Raw genomic sequence first — 15,786 nt, forward strand, 5'->3', positions numbered from 1 at the left:
ACACCGGCCGTGACCTGGCTATTTACCGGAGACCTCGGCGTCTTCCCGGGTACGGGAGGCCAGCACCCGTGTCTGTGCGGTCCTGGCGAGCTTCGGGCCCAGCCACCGCTTGAACCGGCGCAGCGATTCGAGGCGCCCCGCCGCCCGGTCGATGCCGTAGTACAGCTGGGGCGGCACATAGGGCAGCAGGGGTGAGTGGCGCTGGCCGAGCAGGGCGAACATTCGGGCCGGGGGCAGCCGGATGTAGCGCGGCAGGTTCTCGTACCACTGGGCGCTGTAGCGGGCCGCGCTCTGGATGGAGAGCAGCTCCGACGTGCGCCGCTCCTCGTAGGCGGCGAGGGCCGCGGGGAGCTCGGGGTGGGCGTGCAGGGCGTCGGCCAGGGCGATGGCGTCCTCCAGCGCGAGAGTGGTGCCGGCGCCGATGGAGTAGTGCGTGGTGTGGGCGGCGTCACCGAGCAGGACGAGGTTGCCGCGGCGCCAGGTCCGGTTGGTGAGGGTGCGGAAGTTGAGCCACTGGGCGGCGCCGTCGGCGGCGGCGCGGCCGATCAGGGGGTGGCCGTCCAGCAGGTCGCCGAAGAACTTCTCCAGCAGGGCCAGACCGTCGGCCTCGTCGGCCCGGTCGAGGCCGAGTCCGCTCCAGGTCTCGGGGGCGCATTCGACGACGCAGGTGCTGTTGTCCGGGCTGTAGCCGTAGCCGTAGCACCAGATCCAGCCGTGCTCCGTCTCCTTGAAGTCGAAGGTGAAGGCGTCGAAGACCTTGGTGGTGCCGAGCCAGATGTACCGGTTGCGTCCGGCCCTGAGGTGGGCGCCGAAGTGTTCGGTGTGCTGTTCGCGCAGCGCGCTGTTGACACCGTCGGCGGCCACGACGAGATCGGCGCCGGCCAGCGCCTTGTCGTCCGCGTCGGTGATCCCGTGCTCGAACTCCAGCCGTACGCCCAGTTGCCGGGCCCGGTCGGCGAGGATGTCGAGGAACTTGTGGCGGCCGATGCCGAAGCCCTCGTCGCCCGGGTGTCTGGTCTCGCTGTCACCCACGCGGGCGACTCCGTCGTTCCAGGACACCGAGGCGTCGGCGACGGCCCGCGCGGACTCGGGGTCGTGCTCGTGGAGCTTGTCGAGCAGTCCGCGCCAGTAGGTGACGCCCCAGCCATAGGTCGAGCCCGCCGGGTCGCGCTCGTACACGGTAACCTCGTGGGACGGATCCCGCAGCTTCAACAGGATCGAGAGATACAGGCCGGCGGGCCCGCCTCCGACACAGGCGACCTTCACACACACCCCTAACGATTACGGAAGGTGGTCAGTTCGCGTCGGAGGGTAGCAGGATGCGAGCGCGCCGAAACGCCGTCCACCGGTCGGCAGACGACGTGCGGGTTGACGCCGGGTGTGGTCCGGTGTGCTCAGGCGTCGGCCGTACGGCACTCCGGGTGGCCCCAGCCCTGGGCGTTCTTGGCGATGGTCTCGCCGGCCGCGTAGGACTTTCCGCAGAGGCAGCGGCCGGGGAACTTGGCCTTGAGGGTGCGGTTGGAGCTGCCCGAACCGCCGCTTCGCGGACGGGACGTCTTGGTGCCGGAGGTGCCGGACGACTTCGTGCCGGACGACTTCGTGGACGAAGAGCGCGGGGTGTCGGGCGAGGCCGGGGGCTGAGGGGAGCCGAGGTCGCTGCCGGCCGGCTGCTGCACGATCGCGGCCTGGCTGGCGGCGCGGTCGGCGAAGTCGTTGAGCTTGTCGCCGTCGACCTGGTGGGCGGGTACGTAACGGAACTCGACCGAGCGGCCGGCGAGCAGTTCGTCGATACGGACGACGAGTTCCTGGTTGGCGACCGGCTTGCCGGCGGCCGTCTTCCAGCCCTTGCGCTTCCAGCCGGGCAGCCAGGTGGTGACGGCCTTCATCGCGTACTGGGAGTCCATCCGGATCTCCAGCGGTACGTCCGGCGCGACAGCCGTCAACAGGCGTTCCAGCGCGGTGAGTTCGGCGACGTTGTTGGTGGCCCGGCCGAGCGGCCCGGCCTCCCAGCGATCGGGGCTCTCCGAACCGTCGGCCACCACCCAGGCCCAGCCCGCCGGTCCCGGATTTCCCTTCGAAGCCCCGTCGCACGCGGCCACCACACGTTCACGCATGCGCTCGATCATGCCATGCGTGCGGCGGGCTCCCGGCCCTCGTGGGCCGCCCCGCTCAGCCCACGTCCACCGACTTGGGCAGCTCACCCGCCGTCGTCGTGACGTCGATGACGGAGAAGTTGGCGCCCTGCGGATCGCTCAGTGCGGCGAACCTGCCGAACGGGGTGTCCATCGGCCCGAAGCGCAGCACCGCGCCGAGCTTCGTGGCCGTGGCGACGGCGTCGTCGCAGTTGCCGACGTTGAAGTACACGTTGATGTAGGGCGGCATCTCGGGCGGGAAGTCGTCCGTCATCCGCATCCGGCCGAGGACTGTGTTCTCGCCGTTCTCGCCCAGGTTGTACATGCGGAAGTCGACGGCGTCGTCCTGCATCTGCTTGGCCGAGTAGCCGAAGACGTCCTGAAAGAAGGTGTCCGACCTCTCGGCCTCGCGCGTGAAGACCTCGGCCCAGCAGTAGGCGCCGGGCTGCTCCGGTCCCGCCTCGAAGCCCTCGTGGGTACCGCCCTGCCAGACGCCGAAGACGACACCGCTGGGGTCGCGGGCCAGGCACATGGTGCCGAACTCGCCCACCTGCATCGGCTCCATCAGCAGCTCTCCGCCGTTGTCACGGATCCTGGAGGCGGTGGCGGCGGCGTCCGGTGAGGCCAGGTACAGGCACCACGCCGACTGCCCCTCCTGGCCGGGCATGGGCGGGACGACCGCGGCGACCGCCTTGCCGTCTGCGTACGCCTGCGTGTAGTTGCCGTACTCCGACGACGACTCGCCGAAGGTCCAGCCCAGCACCTCGCCGTAGAAGCTCTTGGCTCCCTCGACGTCGCTGAACATCGCGTCGGCCCAACAGGGGGTTCCCTCAGGTTGCACGGCCATGGCTGCGGCCTCTCCGGTCTCGTCGAACTCGCGGGCTGTCCGGATCCTCACGCTAGTCAGGCTTCGTCCGGGCCGCGCGCCGAACGCTCCGCGCTGTTACGGACCGGAGAGCGCGAGGACCTGTCCTCGCCGTGCGGCTCCCCTCCGGCCGCTGGAGCCCAGGGTGCGGCAGCAACACGCCGCTGCGGTCTGATAATTTCATCGGCGCTCGTCTCCTTGGCCCTTCCCCTACCTCCAGGTGTCCAGATGTCCGCTGCACGGGTGCGACGCCGCCTCGCGGCGCGGCATGCCCGCGGCGGCCTTCCGCACCTGCTGGGCGGCGTCATGGTCCTCGTGCTCGCCCTCGCGACGTTCGCGTTCACCTGCGCCGGCTCCCTGCCCTCGCCGGACGCCGGGACCTCGCGGTCGGCGTCCGCGCACGTCGCGCACATCGCCGACCGGGACCCCTGCCAGGAGAGTCCGCACCACAGCTGTCACGCCACCGGGCAGCACGGCGTCCTCAACCACGCCCCCTCCGTCGGCGCGGACCGGGCCGCCGCGCTGGACCAGCCGGGCACCGGCCCCGCCCGGCTGCCGCTCGGCCCGTCGCGGATCCCGGGCACCGCCCGCCCTCCCGACCTCCACGAACTGCAACTGCTCCGGGTCTAGACCGCGGCCGGGCCCCCGGGGCCGACCCCCTCAGCCACGACCATCACCCCAGCTTGCAGCGCCGTGCCCGGAGACAGGCACGGCGAGGAGAAGGACATCCCATGGGTACATCCAACGCCAAGGCGAAGACCGCGGCCCGCCGCGCCCACATGGAGGAGCTGCGCAAGACCGAGCAGGCCCGTGAGCGCCGTATGCGGCTGCTCACGCTCGGGGCGACCGCCGTCATACTCGTCGGCCTGGCCGGCGGCGGCTGGTTTCTCGTCGACTCCGCCCAGGACAAGGAAGAGGCGAAGGCGGCGCCGATCTCGGGCGTGAAGAGCTGGTCCAAGCTCACCCAGAACCACGTCGCCAAGGCCGTCACCTACAAGATGAGCCCGCCCGTGGGCGGCGACCACAACCAGGTGTGGGTGAACTGCGACCGGCAGGTCTACACGAAGGTGGTCCCCAACGAGAACGCGGTGCACGCCCTCGAACACGGCGCCGTCTGGATCACGTACAACGACAAGGCGGCCAAGGCGGACGTCGAGACGCTCTCCGAGAAGGTGACCAACACGTCGTACACCTTCATGAGTCCGTACGAGGACCAGTCGTCGCCGATCGTGCTCAGCGCCTGGGAGCACCAGCTCAAGGTGGACAAGGCGTCGGACCCCCGGGTCGCCGCGTTCCTCGACAAGTACGTCCAGGGTGAGCAGACGCCCGAGCCCGGTGCCGCGTGCACCAACGGGATGACGCCGTGAACTGAGGCCCGGCCGCGGGGCGTTCGCACCGGCCGCCCCGCGCCGGCGCCCGCGTTTCCGGGCCGTGGAAATTCGGTGGACCACGGGCCCGTCGGCGGCTGGGATGGGCCCATGTGTGCCATGAGGATGCATTCGGACGAGGTGGCGATCGATGCCTCGCTGGTCCGACGCCTGATCGCCCGCCGGTTTCCCGAGTGGGCGGGTCTGCCGGTGGAGCGGCTGGAGTCCGCCGGGACCGAGAACGCCATGTTCCGGCTCGGCTGTGACCTGGTGGTCCGGCTGCCGAGACATCCCGGCGCGGTCAGCAGCATCGAGCACGAGCAGCGCTGGCTCTCCCTGCTGGGACCTCGGCTCCCGGTCGCCGTGCCCGAGCCGCTCGGGCGGGGCGGCGCCGACGAGGAGTTCCCCTGGCCCTGGTCCGTGTACGGCTGGCTGGACGGGCGGAATCCGGCGGTCGACGCCCTCCGCTCCCCCGAGACACTGGCCCGGGAACTCGCCGGCTTCGTCCGCGCCCTGCGCCGCGTCGACGCCGGCGACGGGCCGGCCCACGCCAGGGCCGTTCCGCTGTCGGCACGGGACACGGACACACGCGCGGCCCTCGCCCGGCTGACGGGGACGGCGGACAGGGTGGACACGGAGGCAGTGACAGCCCTGTGGGAGGAGGCCCTGCGGGCTCCCGAACACGCGGGCCCGCCCGTCTGGGCGCACGCGGACCTCTCCCCGGGGAACGTGCTGGTCACCGAGGGGCGGCTGAGTGCCGTGATCGACTTCGGCTGTACCGGGATCGGTGATCCGGCCGTCGACCTCATCGTGGCCTGGAACCTGCTGCCCGCGGGTGTCCGTGACACCTTCCGCGAGGCGGTCGGCGCCGACGACGCCGAGTGGGCGCGGGGGCGCGGCTGGGCGCTGTCGATCTCGTTGATCCAGCTGCCGTACTACCGGGTGACGAATCCGGTGCTCGCCGCGAACTCCCGGCATGTGATCAGGGAGATCCTCGCCGAGTAAAGCCCGGCCCAAGCCCCGGGTGTCGGGTGTAGACCGGCACCCAGAGGGCAGAAAGCGCTTGCCAACAGCCCGGTTCCCCAAGGAGGACCCCCGTTCATGGCGTCGTCCGAGCAGCCACTCGACCATCGCTACCGGGGCGAGCACCCGATACGCACCCTCGCCTATCTGTTCCGTGCCGACCGGTGGCGGCTCGGCGTCGCACTGGTCGTCTTCACCGTCAAGCACAGCCCGGTGTGGCTGCTGCCGCTGATCACCGCGGACATCGTCGACACCGTCGTCGAGCACCGCCCGCTCGGCGGACTCTGGCTCAGTTCCGGGGTCATCATGCTGATCCTGGTGGTGAATCCGCCGCTGCACCTGCTGTACGTGCGGCTGCTGTACGGCAGTGTGCGCCGCATGGGGACCGATCTGCGCTCCGCCCTGTGCACCCGGATGCAGCAGCTGTCCATCGGCTACCACTCCCGGGTCAGCGCGGGCGTGCTCCAGGCCAAGGTCGTCCGCGATGTGGAGACCGTCGAGCAGATGGTGCAGCAGAGCTCCGACTCCGGGCTCGGCGCGCTCACCGTCCTGGCGGGCGGGCTGGTCGTCATCGGGGTGCGTACGCCCGAGTTCCTGCCCGTGTTCCTGCTGGTCGTGCCGGTGGCGGCCCTGCTCATCGTCAGGATGCGGACACGGCTGCGCGTCCAGAACGAGAGCTTCCGCCACGAGGTCGAGCAGTTGTCCTCGCGGGTGCACGAGATGACCCGGCTGATCTCCGTGACGCGGGCTCACGGGCTGGAGGGCAAGGCCCTGGGCCGGATGGACCGGACGCTGCGCCAGGTGCTCAGCTCAGGGCTCCGCCTCGACCTGCTCAACGGGCGGTTCGCCTCGCTGGCCTGGGTTTTCCTCAACGCGGTCGGCGTGCTGTTCCTGACGGGCGCGGCGCTGGTCTCGTACTACGGCGTCTGGGGCGTCACCCCGGGTGATGTGGTCATGCTGAGCGCGTTCCTGACCACCCTCACCAACTCCACGACGACCCTCGCCGGGCTCGCCCCGGTCATCACCAAGGGCCTGGAGTCCGTGCGTTCGGTCGGCGAGGTGCTGGAGGCGCCCGAGCTGGAGGACAACGCCGGGAAGGTCGCCGTGCGCGAGCTGCGGGGTGCGGTGACGTTCGACGGTGTCGGGTACGCGTACGACGAGGGCGGGCGGTCCGCCGTACGGGACTTCGGTCTCACCGTGTCTGCCGGCGAGACGATCGCGCTGGTCGGCGCCTCGGGAGCCGGGAAGTCGACCGTGCTGAACCTCGTGATCGGGTTCATCCGGCCGACGTCGGGGCGGCTGCTGCTCGACGGGACCGACATGAGCACGCTGGACCTGCGCACGTACCGGCGGTTCGTGTCGGTGGTACCGCAGGAGTCGATCCTGTTCGACGGGACCGTCCGGGAGAACGTGGCGTACGGCATGGACGAGGCCGACGACGCGGCGGTGCGGGCCGCGCTGCGCGACGCCAACGCGCTGGAGTTCGTCGACCGGCTGCCGCACGGCGTCGACACCGTGGTCGGTGAGCACGGTGCCCGGCTGTCGGGGGGCCAGCGGCAGCGGCTCGCCATCGCGCGGGCGCTGATCCGCGATCCCCGGGTGCTGATCCTCGACGAGGCGACCTCCGCGCTGGACACCCGGTCGGAGGCGCTCGTGCAGGAGGCGCTGGCGCGGCTGATGCGGGGCCGTACGACGTTCGTCGTCGCGCACCGGCTGTCGACGATCCAGGGAGCGGACCGCATCGTGGTGATGGAGGACGGCGCCGTCCGGGAGGTCGGCCCGCACGAGGAGCTGCTGCGGCGCGGCGGTCTCTACACGGCGCTGCACAGCGGACAGCCGGCCTGAACCGCCCGGGAGGGGGGCGGCTCGGGCCGACGGCCGGCCGGCTCGCCCCTACTCCCCCGCGTACGCCTTCTTCAGGGCGGCGATGTCCAGCTTGCTCATCGCGTACATGGCCTTGGTGGTCCGGACGGCCTTCTCCTGGTCCGGGTCGCTGATCATCTCGATCAGGCCGTCCGGGATGACCTGCCAGGACAGGCCGTACTTGTCCTTGAGCCAACCGCAGGGGCCGCCCTCGCCGCCGCCCTCGGTGAGCTTGGCCCAGTAGTGGTCGACCTCCTGCTGGTCCGCGCAGTAGATCTGGAAGGAGACGGCCTCGCTGAACGTGAACTGCGGGCCGCCGTTCAGGGCGACGAACTTCTGGCCGTTGGCCACGAAGTCGACGGCCAGCACACCGCCGGCGGGGGCGGGGCCGGCCTCGTTGTAGTAGCCGATTTTGCCGATGGTCGAGTTCTTGAAGACGGAGACGTAGAAGTGGGCGGCTTCCTCGGCCTGGCCGTCGAACCAGAGACACGTGGTGAATCCGTCGGTGGTCATGGGATACCTCCTGGAGCGGGAACCTGTCACCTCTTTCGACCGATCCTCGGACGGAAACTCATCGGTGGCGCGACAGGTTCTCCGGCCGGGCCCGCTCAGTGGTGACTCAGCGGTGCCGAGCCGCTCCCGCACCGGTGGTCACTGGCCCACGCGGCCGTCGATGCACTCGCGCAGGAGGTCGGCGTGGCCGCAGTGCCGCGCGTACTCGTTGACATGCGCCGACAGGACGTCACGGAGCTGCAGCTGCCCGCCGGACTCGGCGCCGAAATCGGAGAAGCCGGCGTTCGTGGTGCCGAGGTCGGAGACACCGGCGATGAAGCGGTCGGTGAGTTCCGTCTCCGCCCGCCACTGCTTCCAGGCGTCCTCCACGACCGCCGGATCGGCGACCGCGCCGTTCCAGTCGCCGTCACGGTCGTCGTCGGTGCGGTACAGCTTGGGCGCGTCGTCGCCGGCCATCACCCGGCGGAAGTGCCGTTCGTCCTCGGTCAGGTGCCGTACCAGCCCGAGCAGGGACATCGTGGACGGCGGTACGGAGCGCCGGGCCATCTGTTCGGCGTCCAGGCCGGCGCACTTCATCTCCACGGTGAGGCGGTAGTGGCGCAGGCCTTCGAGCAGCGTGCCGCGTTCGTCGACGATCTCGGTGTCGGTCTCGCGCGGGTCGTCGTCCGGGTCGACCCACATGTCGTCGTAGACGGTCGCGACCGTCCACCGAGCCGCCGTTACCTCGTTGCCGTGCTCACGCGCGTCCATGGGGGCATCGTCGCGTGCGTCGACACGGTCCGCCACCGGTTTTCGGGGCCGGCGCGGGGCCTTCCCCCTGTCGCCGACCGCCAGTTGTTCCCCCTACTGCGCCTGGTGCACGATCTGGATCAGGTTGCCGCAGGTGTCGTCGAGCACAGCTGTGGTGACCGGGCCCATCTCCCGCGGCTCCTGGGTGAAGCGCACGCCCAGCCCGCGCAGCCGGTCGTACTCCGCGTGCACATCGGATACCGCGAACGCGGTGGCCGGGATTCCGTCCTTGACCAGGGCGTCCCGGTACGGCTTCACCGCGGGGTGGCCGGACGGCTCCAGCAGCAGTTCGGTCCCGTCGGGGTCCTCCGGGGAGACCACGGTCAGCCACCGGTCCGCGCCCAGGGGGACCTCGGTCTTCTTCACGAAGCCCAGCACGTCCGTGTAGAAGCGCAGGGCCTTGTCCTGGTCGTCGACGAAGACGCTGGTCAGATGGATCCTCATGGTGTGCTCTCTGCTCGTTGGGATTCGTCGGGGTTCACGGCTCGCTACGAGGCGGCGTCGGTCCACGCCGCGCCGAGCGAGTCGTCCACGGGCGGGGCTCCGCCGATCGGCTGCTCCGCCCAGATGGTCTTGCCGCTGTGGTGGTAGCGGCTGCCCCAGCGTCTGGTGAGCTGCGCCACCAGGAACAGCCCTCGGCCGCCCTCGTCGGCCGCTCGTGCCCGGCGCAGGCGTGGCTGGGTGTTGCTGGAGTCCCGGACCTCGCACACCAGGGTGGTGCCGTCGTGGAAGAGGCGCAGTCCGACGGTGCCGCCCGCGTACCGCATCGCGTTGGTGACGAGTTCGCTGACGATCAGCTCCGTGCTGAAGGCCAGGTGGTCGAGCCCCCAGTCGGCGAGTCTGCGCGCGACCACGTTCCGCGCCTCGGCCACCGCCGCCGGGTCGTCGGGAAACCGCCAGTCGGAGATGTCGTTCGCCGGAAGCAGCCGGGGGCGGGCCAGGAGCAGTGCCATGTCGTCGCGGGGCGGCGGCTCGGCGGCGCCGGCCATGACGGCGCTGCCCATCTCCTCCAGCGTCCCCGTGCCCCGGCAGAGCGACGAGAGGGTGTCGAGCAGTTCGCGGGTGCCCTGGTCGACGTCACGCGCTCCCCGTTCCACGAGGCCGTCGGTGTAGAGCGCGAGGGTGCTGCCGGGTTCCAGGGAGACGGTGGTGACCTCGAAGGGCATGCCGCCGACGCCGAGTGGTGGTCCCGGGGACACCTCGACGGGCCGGGCGGTGCCGTCGGGGCCGATCAGCGCGGGTGCCGGATGCCCCGCACTGGCCAGGGCGCAGCTGCCGGAGAGCGGATCGTAGACCGCGTACAGGCAGGTGGCGCCGACGGTGTCCCTCTCCTGGGGGTCGACTTCCTCGGCGAGCTGCTGGACGAGGTCGTCCAGATGGATGAGGAGTTCCCCCGGCTCCAGTTCGAGGTCGGCCAGCGTACGGATCGCGGTCCGCAGGCGCCCCATCATCGCCGCCGCGTGCAGACCGTGGCCGAAGACGTCGCCGACGACGAACGCGACCCGCAGCGACGGCAGCGGGATGGCGTCGAACCAGTCGCCGCTGATGTCCGCGCCGCCCCCGGCCGGCACGTAGCAGCCCGCCGACTCGGCCGCCGCGGTCCTGGTGGTGGCGCGTGGGAGCAGGCGCTGCTGCAGCGCGACCGCCGCCCGGTGTTCGCGCGTGTACTGCCGCGCGTTGTCCACGCTGAGCGCGGCCCGCGAGGAGATGTCGAACACCAGGTCGGCGTCTTCCTGCTCGAACGCCTCCGGCTGCTCGGTCCGCCAGACGGTCACGAAGCCGAGCAGCAGACCGCGCGCGTACAGCGGGGACACCACGGCGGAGTGCCCCCGCTCCGGCATCGTGGCCCGGATGAGTTCGGGATCGCCGAGGAGGTCGATCATCTCCTGCCGGGTCGTGTTGAAGACGGTGTCCCCGTGTATGGCGGCCCGCCGCACCTGCGGCACGTCGGGGAAGCGCGGGATCAGACCGCCCACGGGGACGAGTTCGGCGGGCCAGGGGCCGGTGTCAGAGGCGACGGCCACCCGGCGGAGCCGCAGCCAGTGGCCGGGAAGGATCACCTTCGACGGTTCCTCGCCCTCCAGCACCGCCTCGGCCATCTCCACCGTCGCCATGTCTCCCAGGCCGGGGACCAGTACGTCGGCGATGTCCTGGGCGGTGCGGGTCACGTCCAGGGAGTCCCCGATACGTGCCGACGCCTCGTGGCCGACCTTGGTGCGCCGCCGTGCCCGGCGCTGTTCCGTGCTGTCGGTGAAGAACGCCGCGATCCCGGCCGGGCGGTCCTGGCCGTCCGCCAGCCGGAAGGCGGACACCGACACGTACCGCTCCCGCCCCGAGCCGTCCGGTGCGCGCATCCGCTGTTCCCGTGCGAGCAGCGGCGCCCCCGTCGCCAGTACCCGGCGCAGCTGGTCACCGACCTCCTGCGCGTCCTCGGCGGCGATGACGTCCTCGACACGGTGCCCCGGTCGCAGGAGCGGCCAGCCGTGTACCTCGGCGGTGACGTTCGTGAGGAGGACCCGCAGTTCGGTGTCGCAGAGGACGACCCCGAGCAGGGACTGGGCCAGCAGGGCGGTCAGCAGCGACGACCCCTGTTCCTGCGCGGCCTCGTCCTCCTGCCCGGCCTCCTCTTCCTGTGCGTCCTCGTCGCGTGTCGGCGCCGCCAGCAGGACGATCTTGGAGGAACCGTCCAGACGCACCTCGTCGACGGTGGCCTCGACGGGCAGGCCCGAGGCGTGCCGGAAGACGGTCTGTCCCGTTGGTACGAACGGGGGATCGCCGGGCGTGTCCACACCGCTCGCCGGCACCGGATCGACGAGCAGCCCGGCCATCGGCCGGCCGCAGACCTGCTCGGCCGGCCGCCCCAGCAGTTCGGCCGCCGCATGCGACCAGCCCCGCACGATCCCCGCGCTGTCGAGCAGCACGACGGCGACCTCGTCGGCCGACACGTCCGCGTCGTCGTGCTCGCTCAGGGCTGCCATGGGCCACCTCACCTGCGGCGCTGTCTCCGGCGCCGCACTCCCCCTCATTATGGTGCGCCGCACGAGGTCACGCCCGGCACTCGGGAGCGCCTGCCCGATGCGCCGACACGCGTTGCCCCACGGTGCCGGTACGCGCCCCCGGTCCCGGCCCGCAGGAGGGTCGTGGAGGCCGCCCTCAGCCGTCCTCGCGGGGTCCCGGACCGCCGTGAGGCCGACGTCACAGATCGGTCGAGGTCAAGGTCACAGCCTGGGGCTCTGCTGTGGCCGGACCTCTCTGCCCTAGCATCCGGGCATGACAGTCCTGCCCAACGACGGGCTCTCGCTGGCCGCCGAGTTCCCCTCCACGTCCCATGAGCAGTGGCAGCGCCTGGTGGAAGGCGTCCTGCGCAAAGCGGGCAAGGAGGTCTCCGCCGCGACAGCCGAGGACGCGCTGTCCACCGCTCTGGAGGACGGGCTCACCACCCGGCCCCTCTACACGGCGCACGACGAGTCCCCCGACCCCGGCTTCCCCGGCTTCGCCCCCTTCGTACGCGGCGGACGCCCCGAGGGGAACACGGCCGGAGGCTGGGACGTACGGCAGCAGCACACGACCCTCGTCGGCGACGCGATCCTCGCGGACCTGGAGAACGGCGTCACCTCGCTCTGGCTGACGGTCGGCCCGGACGCGATCCCGGTGTCGTCGCTCGCCCGGGCCCTCGACGGCGTGTATCTGGACCTGGCGCCCGTCGTCCTCGACGCCGGACAGGAAGTCGAGCCCGCCGCACGGGAGTTGCTGCGGCTGTACGAGGAGCGGGGCGTCGCCCGGGAGGCGGCGCGCGGCAACCTCGGTGGCGACCCGCTGGGCCACGAGGCCCGTACGGGTGAGGAGTTGGCCTTCGCGCCGGTCGTCGAGCTGGCGCGACTGTGCGCAGAGCAGTACCCGGGGCTGCGCGCCCTGACCGTGGACGCGCTGCCGTACCACGAGGCGGGCGGCTCGGCAGCGCAGGAGCTGGGCGCGTCCCTGGCGACCGGGGTCGCCTACCTGCGCGAGCTGACGGAGGCGGGGCTGTCCGTCGAACAGGCCTGTGCACAGCTGGAGTTCCGGTACGCGGCCACCGCCGACCAGTTCCTGACGATCGCCAAGCTGCGCGCGGCCCGGCGGCTGTGGGCCCGGGTCGCCGAGGCGTCCGGGGCGCCGGCGGCCGGGGCACAGACGCAGCACGCCGTGACCTCGCCGGTGATGATGTCCCGCCGCGACCCGTGGGTGAACATGCTGCGCACGACGGTCGCCACGCTGGCCGCCGGGGTCGGCGGCGCCGACTCGGTCACCGTGCTCCCCTTCGACCACGCGCTGGGCCTGCCGGACGCGTTCGCGCGCCGGATCGCCCGCAACACCTCGACGATCCTGGTCGAGGAGTCGCATCTGGCACGGGTGATCGACCCGGCGGGCGGCTCCTGGTACGTGGAGCGGCTCACCGACGAACTCGCCCACGCGGGCTGGGAGTTCTTCCAGTGGATCGAGGGTTCGGGCGGTCAGGCCGCCGCCCTGCGTTCCGGCCGCCTCGGTGAGGCGCTGGCCACCACCTGGGCGACCCGTTCCGCCAAGCTGGCCAAGCGGCGCGAGCCCATCACCGGGGTCAGCGAGTTCCCGAATCTCGCCGAGCGCCTCCCGGACCGCGAGCCCGCGCCCGTACCGCCGTCCGGCGGGCTTCCCCGGGTACGGCGCGACGAGGCGTACGAGGCCCTGCGCGCCCGTTCCGACGCCCACCTCGCCGCCACCGGGTCCCGGCCGCGCGTCTATCTGGCGACCATCGGTCCGGCCGCCGCTCACAGCGCGCGGACGACCTTCGTGTCGAACCTCTTCCAGGCGGGCGGTGTCGAGCCCGTCACGGAGGGCACCTTCGAGGAGAGCGGCGCCACCGAAGCGTGCCTCTGCTCCAGTGACACGCTGTACGAGGAGCAGGCCGCGACCGTGGCGGCCGGACTGAGGGCCGCCGGCGCTTCACATGTGTTCCTCGCCGGCCGTCCCGGGCAGTACACGGACGTCGACGCGTACGTCTTCGCGGGCTGCGACGCCGTCGCCGTGCTCTCCGCCACCCTCGACCGCATGGGAGCGATCTGATGGGAATCCCCGACTTCTCCAAGATCGAACTGGGGACCCCGACCGCCCGGGCCGACGCCGGCGACTGGCGTACGGCCGTCAAGGGGGCCACCGGCTCGGACGGGGCCTTCTGGGAGACCCCGGAGGGTGTCGCGGTCAAGCCGCTCTACACGGGCCGTGACCTGGAGGGCCTGGACTTCCTGTCGACGTATCCGGGTGCCGCCCCGTATCTGCGCGGCCCCTACGCGACGATGTACGTCAACCAGCCCTGGACGATCCGCCAGTACGCCGGTTTCTCCACCGCCGAGGAGTCGAACGCCTTCTACCGCCGCAACCTCGCGGCCGGCCAGAAGGGCCTGTCGGTCGCCTTCGACCTGCCCACGCACCGGGGTTACGACAGCGACCACCCGCGCGTGACGGGCGACGTCGGTATGGCGGGCGTCGCGATCGACTCGATTCTCGACATGCGGCAGCTCTTCGACGGCATCCCCCTCGACAAGATGACCGTGTCGATGACGATGAACGGCGCGGTGCTGCCCGTTCTCGCGCTGTACATCGTGGCGGCGGAGGAACAGGGGGTGCCGCCCGAGAAGCTGGCCGGGACCATCCAGAACGACATTCTCAAGGAGTTCATGGTCCGCAACACCTACATCTATCCGCCGAAGCCGTCGATGCGGATCATCTCCGACATCTTCGCCTTCACCTCGCAGCGGATGCCCCGCTACAACTCCATCTCGATCTCCGGCTATCACATCCAGGAGGCGGGTGCGACGGCCGATCTGGAGCTGGCGTACACGCTCGCGGACGGCGTCGAGTACATCCGGGCCGGCCGTGAAGTAGGCCTGGACGTCGACGCGTTCGCGCCCCGGCTCTCCTTCTTCTGGGCGATCGGCATGAACTTCTTCATGGAGGTCGCCAAGCTGCGCGCGGCGCGCCTGCTGTGGGCGAAGCTGGTCAGGCAGTTCGATCCGCAGAACGCCAAGTCCCTTTCCCTGCGCACCCATTCGCAGACCTCCGGCTGGTCGCTGACGGCGCAGGACGTGTTCAACAACGTGACCCGTACGGCCGTGGAGGCGATGGCCGCGACGCAGGGCCACACCCAGTCGCTGCACACCAACGCCCTGGACGAGGCGCTCGCGCTGCCCACCGACTTCTCGGCACGCATCGCCCGCAACACGCAGCTGCTGATCCAGCAGGAGTCGGGCACGACCCGGGTCATCGACCCGTGGGGCGGCAGCGCGTACGTGGAGAAGCTGACGTACGACCTCGCGCGCCGCGCCTGGCAGCACATCGAGGAGGTCGAGGCGGCGGGCGGTATGGCCAAGGCCATCGACGCGGGCATCCCGAAACTGCGCATCGAGGAGGCCGCGGCCCGTACGCAGGCCCGTATCGACTCCGGGCGGCAGCCGGTGATCGGCGTGAACAAGTACCGCGTGGAGACCGACGAGCAGATCGACGTCCTCAAGGTCGACAACTCCTCCGTACGCACCCAGCAGATCGAGAAGCTGCGGCGGCTGCGCGCGGAGCGCGACGAGCGGGCCTGCCAGGATTCGCTGGACGCGCTGACCCGGGCGGCGGGCGGTGAGGGCAACCTGCTGGAGCTGGCGGTGAACGCCGCCCGCGCGAAGGCGACGGTCGGGGAGATCTCCGACGCGCTGGAGAAGGTGTACGGGCGGCACGCGGGCCAGATCCGTACGATCGCCGGGGTGTACCGCAACGAAGCAGGCGAGTCCCCGTCCGTCGACCGCACCCGCACCCTGGTGGACGCCTTCGAGGAGGCCGAGGGGCGCCGGCCGCGCATCCTGGTCGCCAAGATGGGCCAGGACGGCCACGACCGCGGCCAGAAGGTGATCGCCACCGCCTTCGCCGACCTCGGCTTCGACGTCGACGTCGGCCCCCTGTTCCAGACCCCCGGCGAGGTGGCCCGGCAGGCGGTGGAGGCGGACGTCCACATCGTCGGGGTGTCCTCGCTGGCCGCCGGGCACCTCACCCTCGTACCGGCGCTGCGCGAGGAGCTGGCGGCCGAGGGTCGGGAGGACATCATGATCGTCGTCGGCGGGGTGATCCCGCCGCAGGACGTGCCGACCCTGCTGGAGATGGGCGCGGCTGCCGTGTTCCCGCCCGGGACGGTGATCCCGGACGCGGCGTACGACCTCGTCCAGCGGCTCTCGGCCGA

The 15,786-nt window shown here is 71.3% G+C and carries 13 protein-coding genes; 6 read left to right on the top strand and 7 right to left on the bottom strand.

Annotated features, from left to right (window positions below):
- Positions 1-18: 18 nt before the first annotated feature.
- The 3 genes from STRTUCAR8_RS37875 to STRTUCAR8_RS37885 form a co-directional block, all read right to left on the bottom strand.
- Positions 19-1,266, bottom strand: a complete 1,248-nt coding sequence (locus STRTUCAR8_RS37875; protein ID WP_006381627.1) for an FAD-dependent monooxygenase — start codon at positions 1,264-1,266, stop codon at positions 19-21.
- Between the two features lie 128 nt (positions 1,267-1,394).
- The gene (locus STRTUCAR8_RS37880; RefSeq protein ID WP_006381619.1) at positions 1,395-2,126 is read right to left on the bottom strand and encodes a ribonuclease H family protein; all 732 of its coding nucleotides are present in this window, start codon (positions 2,124-2,126) and stop codon (positions 1,395-1,397) included.
- A 43-nt stretch (positions 2,127-2,169) separates the two neighbouring features.
- Positions 2,170-2,979 carry a VOC family protein gene (locus STRTUCAR8_RS37885; RefSeq protein WP_044473578.1) on the bottom strand — a complete coding sequence of 270 codons (810 nt, stop codon included), beginning with the start codon at positions 2,977-2,979 and terminating at the stop codon, positions 2,170-2,172.
- 246 nt (positions 2,980-3,225) lie between these two features.
- Here STRTUCAR8_RS37885 and STRTUCAR8_RS48830 point away from each other — a divergent pair, with 246 nt between their 5' ends.
- The 4 genes from STRTUCAR8_RS48830 to STRTUCAR8_RS37905 all read left to right on the top strand — a co-directional run bounded on the left by STRTUCAR8_RS48830 (position 3,226) and on the right by STRTUCAR8_RS37905 (position 7,232).
- Positions 3,226-3,627: a hypothetical protein gene (locus STRTUCAR8_RS48830; RefSeq protein ID WP_006381631.1), complete on the top strand. Its 402-nt coding sequence runs from the start codon at positions 3,226-3,228 to the stop codon at positions 3,625-3,627.
- Positions 3,628-3,728: 101 nt separating this feature from the next.
- Positions 3,729-4,364 (top strand): DUF3105 domain-containing protein, encoded by a 636-nt coding sequence (locus tag STRTUCAR8_RS37895; protein WP_006381623.1) that lies wholly within the window; start codon positions 3,729-3,731, stop codon positions 4,362-4,364.
- 111 nt (positions 4,365-4,475) lie between these two features.
- Positions 4,476-5,369 (top strand): aminoglycoside phosphotransferase family protein, encoded by an 894-nt coding sequence (locus tag STRTUCAR8_RS37900; protein ID WP_044473577.1) that lies wholly within the window; start codon positions 4,476-4,478, stop codon positions 5,367-5,369.
- Between the two features lie 96 nt (positions 5,370-5,465).
- The gene (locus STRTUCAR8_RS37905; protein WP_006381621.1) at positions 5,466-7,232 is read left to right on the top strand and encodes an ABC transporter ATP-binding protein; all 1,767 of its coding nucleotides are present in this window, start codon (positions 5,466-5,468) and stop codon (positions 7,230-7,232) included.
- Between the two features lie 48 nt (positions 7,233-7,280).
- On the opposite strand, the gene STRTUCAR8_RS37910 is transcribed toward STRTUCAR8_RS37905, so the two are convergent.
- From STRTUCAR8_RS37910 to STRTUCAR8_RS37925, 4 genes are all read right to left on the bottom strand, one after another.
- Complete coding sequence (locus STRTUCAR8_RS37910) at positions 7,281-7,763, bottom strand: VOC family protein (protein WP_006381618.1); 483 nt, start codon at positions 7,761-7,763, stop codon at positions 7,281-7,283.
- A gap of 138 nt (positions 7,764-7,901) precedes the next feature.
- Positions 7,902-8,513 (bottom strand): DinB family protein, encoded by a 612-nt coding sequence (locus STRTUCAR8_RS37915; protein ID WP_044473579.1) that lies wholly within the window; start codon positions 8,511-8,513, stop codon positions 7,902-7,904.
- A 93-nt stretch (positions 8,514-8,606) separates the two neighbouring features.
- Entirely contained in the window at positions 8,607-8,996 is a 390-nt protein-coding gene (locus STRTUCAR8_RS37920; protein ID WP_006381626.1) for a VOC family protein, read from the bottom strand.
- 44 nt (positions 8,997-9,040) lie between these two features.
- Positions 9,041-11,530 (bottom strand): SpoIIE family protein phosphatase, encoded by a 2,490-nt coding sequence (locus STRTUCAR8_RS37925; RefSeq protein WP_006381624.1) that lies wholly within the window; start codon positions 11,528-11,530, stop codon positions 9,041-9,043.
- Between the two features lie 292 nt (positions 11,531-11,822).
- Between STRTUCAR8_RS37925 and STRTUCAR8_RS37930 the strand changes: the two genes are divergently transcribed.
- Positions 11,823-13,631 (top strand): methylmalonyl-CoA mutase family protein, encoded by a 1,809-nt coding sequence (locus STRTUCAR8_RS37930; protein ID WP_006381630.1) that lies wholly within the window; start codon positions 11,823-11,825, stop codon positions 13,629-13,631.
- Positions 13,631-15,786, top strand: a 2,156-nt coding sequence (gene scpA, locus STRTUCAR8_RS37935) for a methylmalonyl-CoA mutase (protein WP_006381628.1), incomplete at its 3' end; no start/stop codon positions are given. The genes STRTUCAR8_RS37930 and scpA, both read left to right, overlap by 1 nt.

Origin of the sequence: Streptomyces turgidiscabies Car8, from assembly GCF_000331005.1 — a bacterium.
GTDB classification, from domain to species: domain Bacteria; phylum Actinomycetota; class Actinomycetes; order Streptomycetales; family Streptomycetaceae; genus Streptomyces; species Streptomyces turgidiscabies.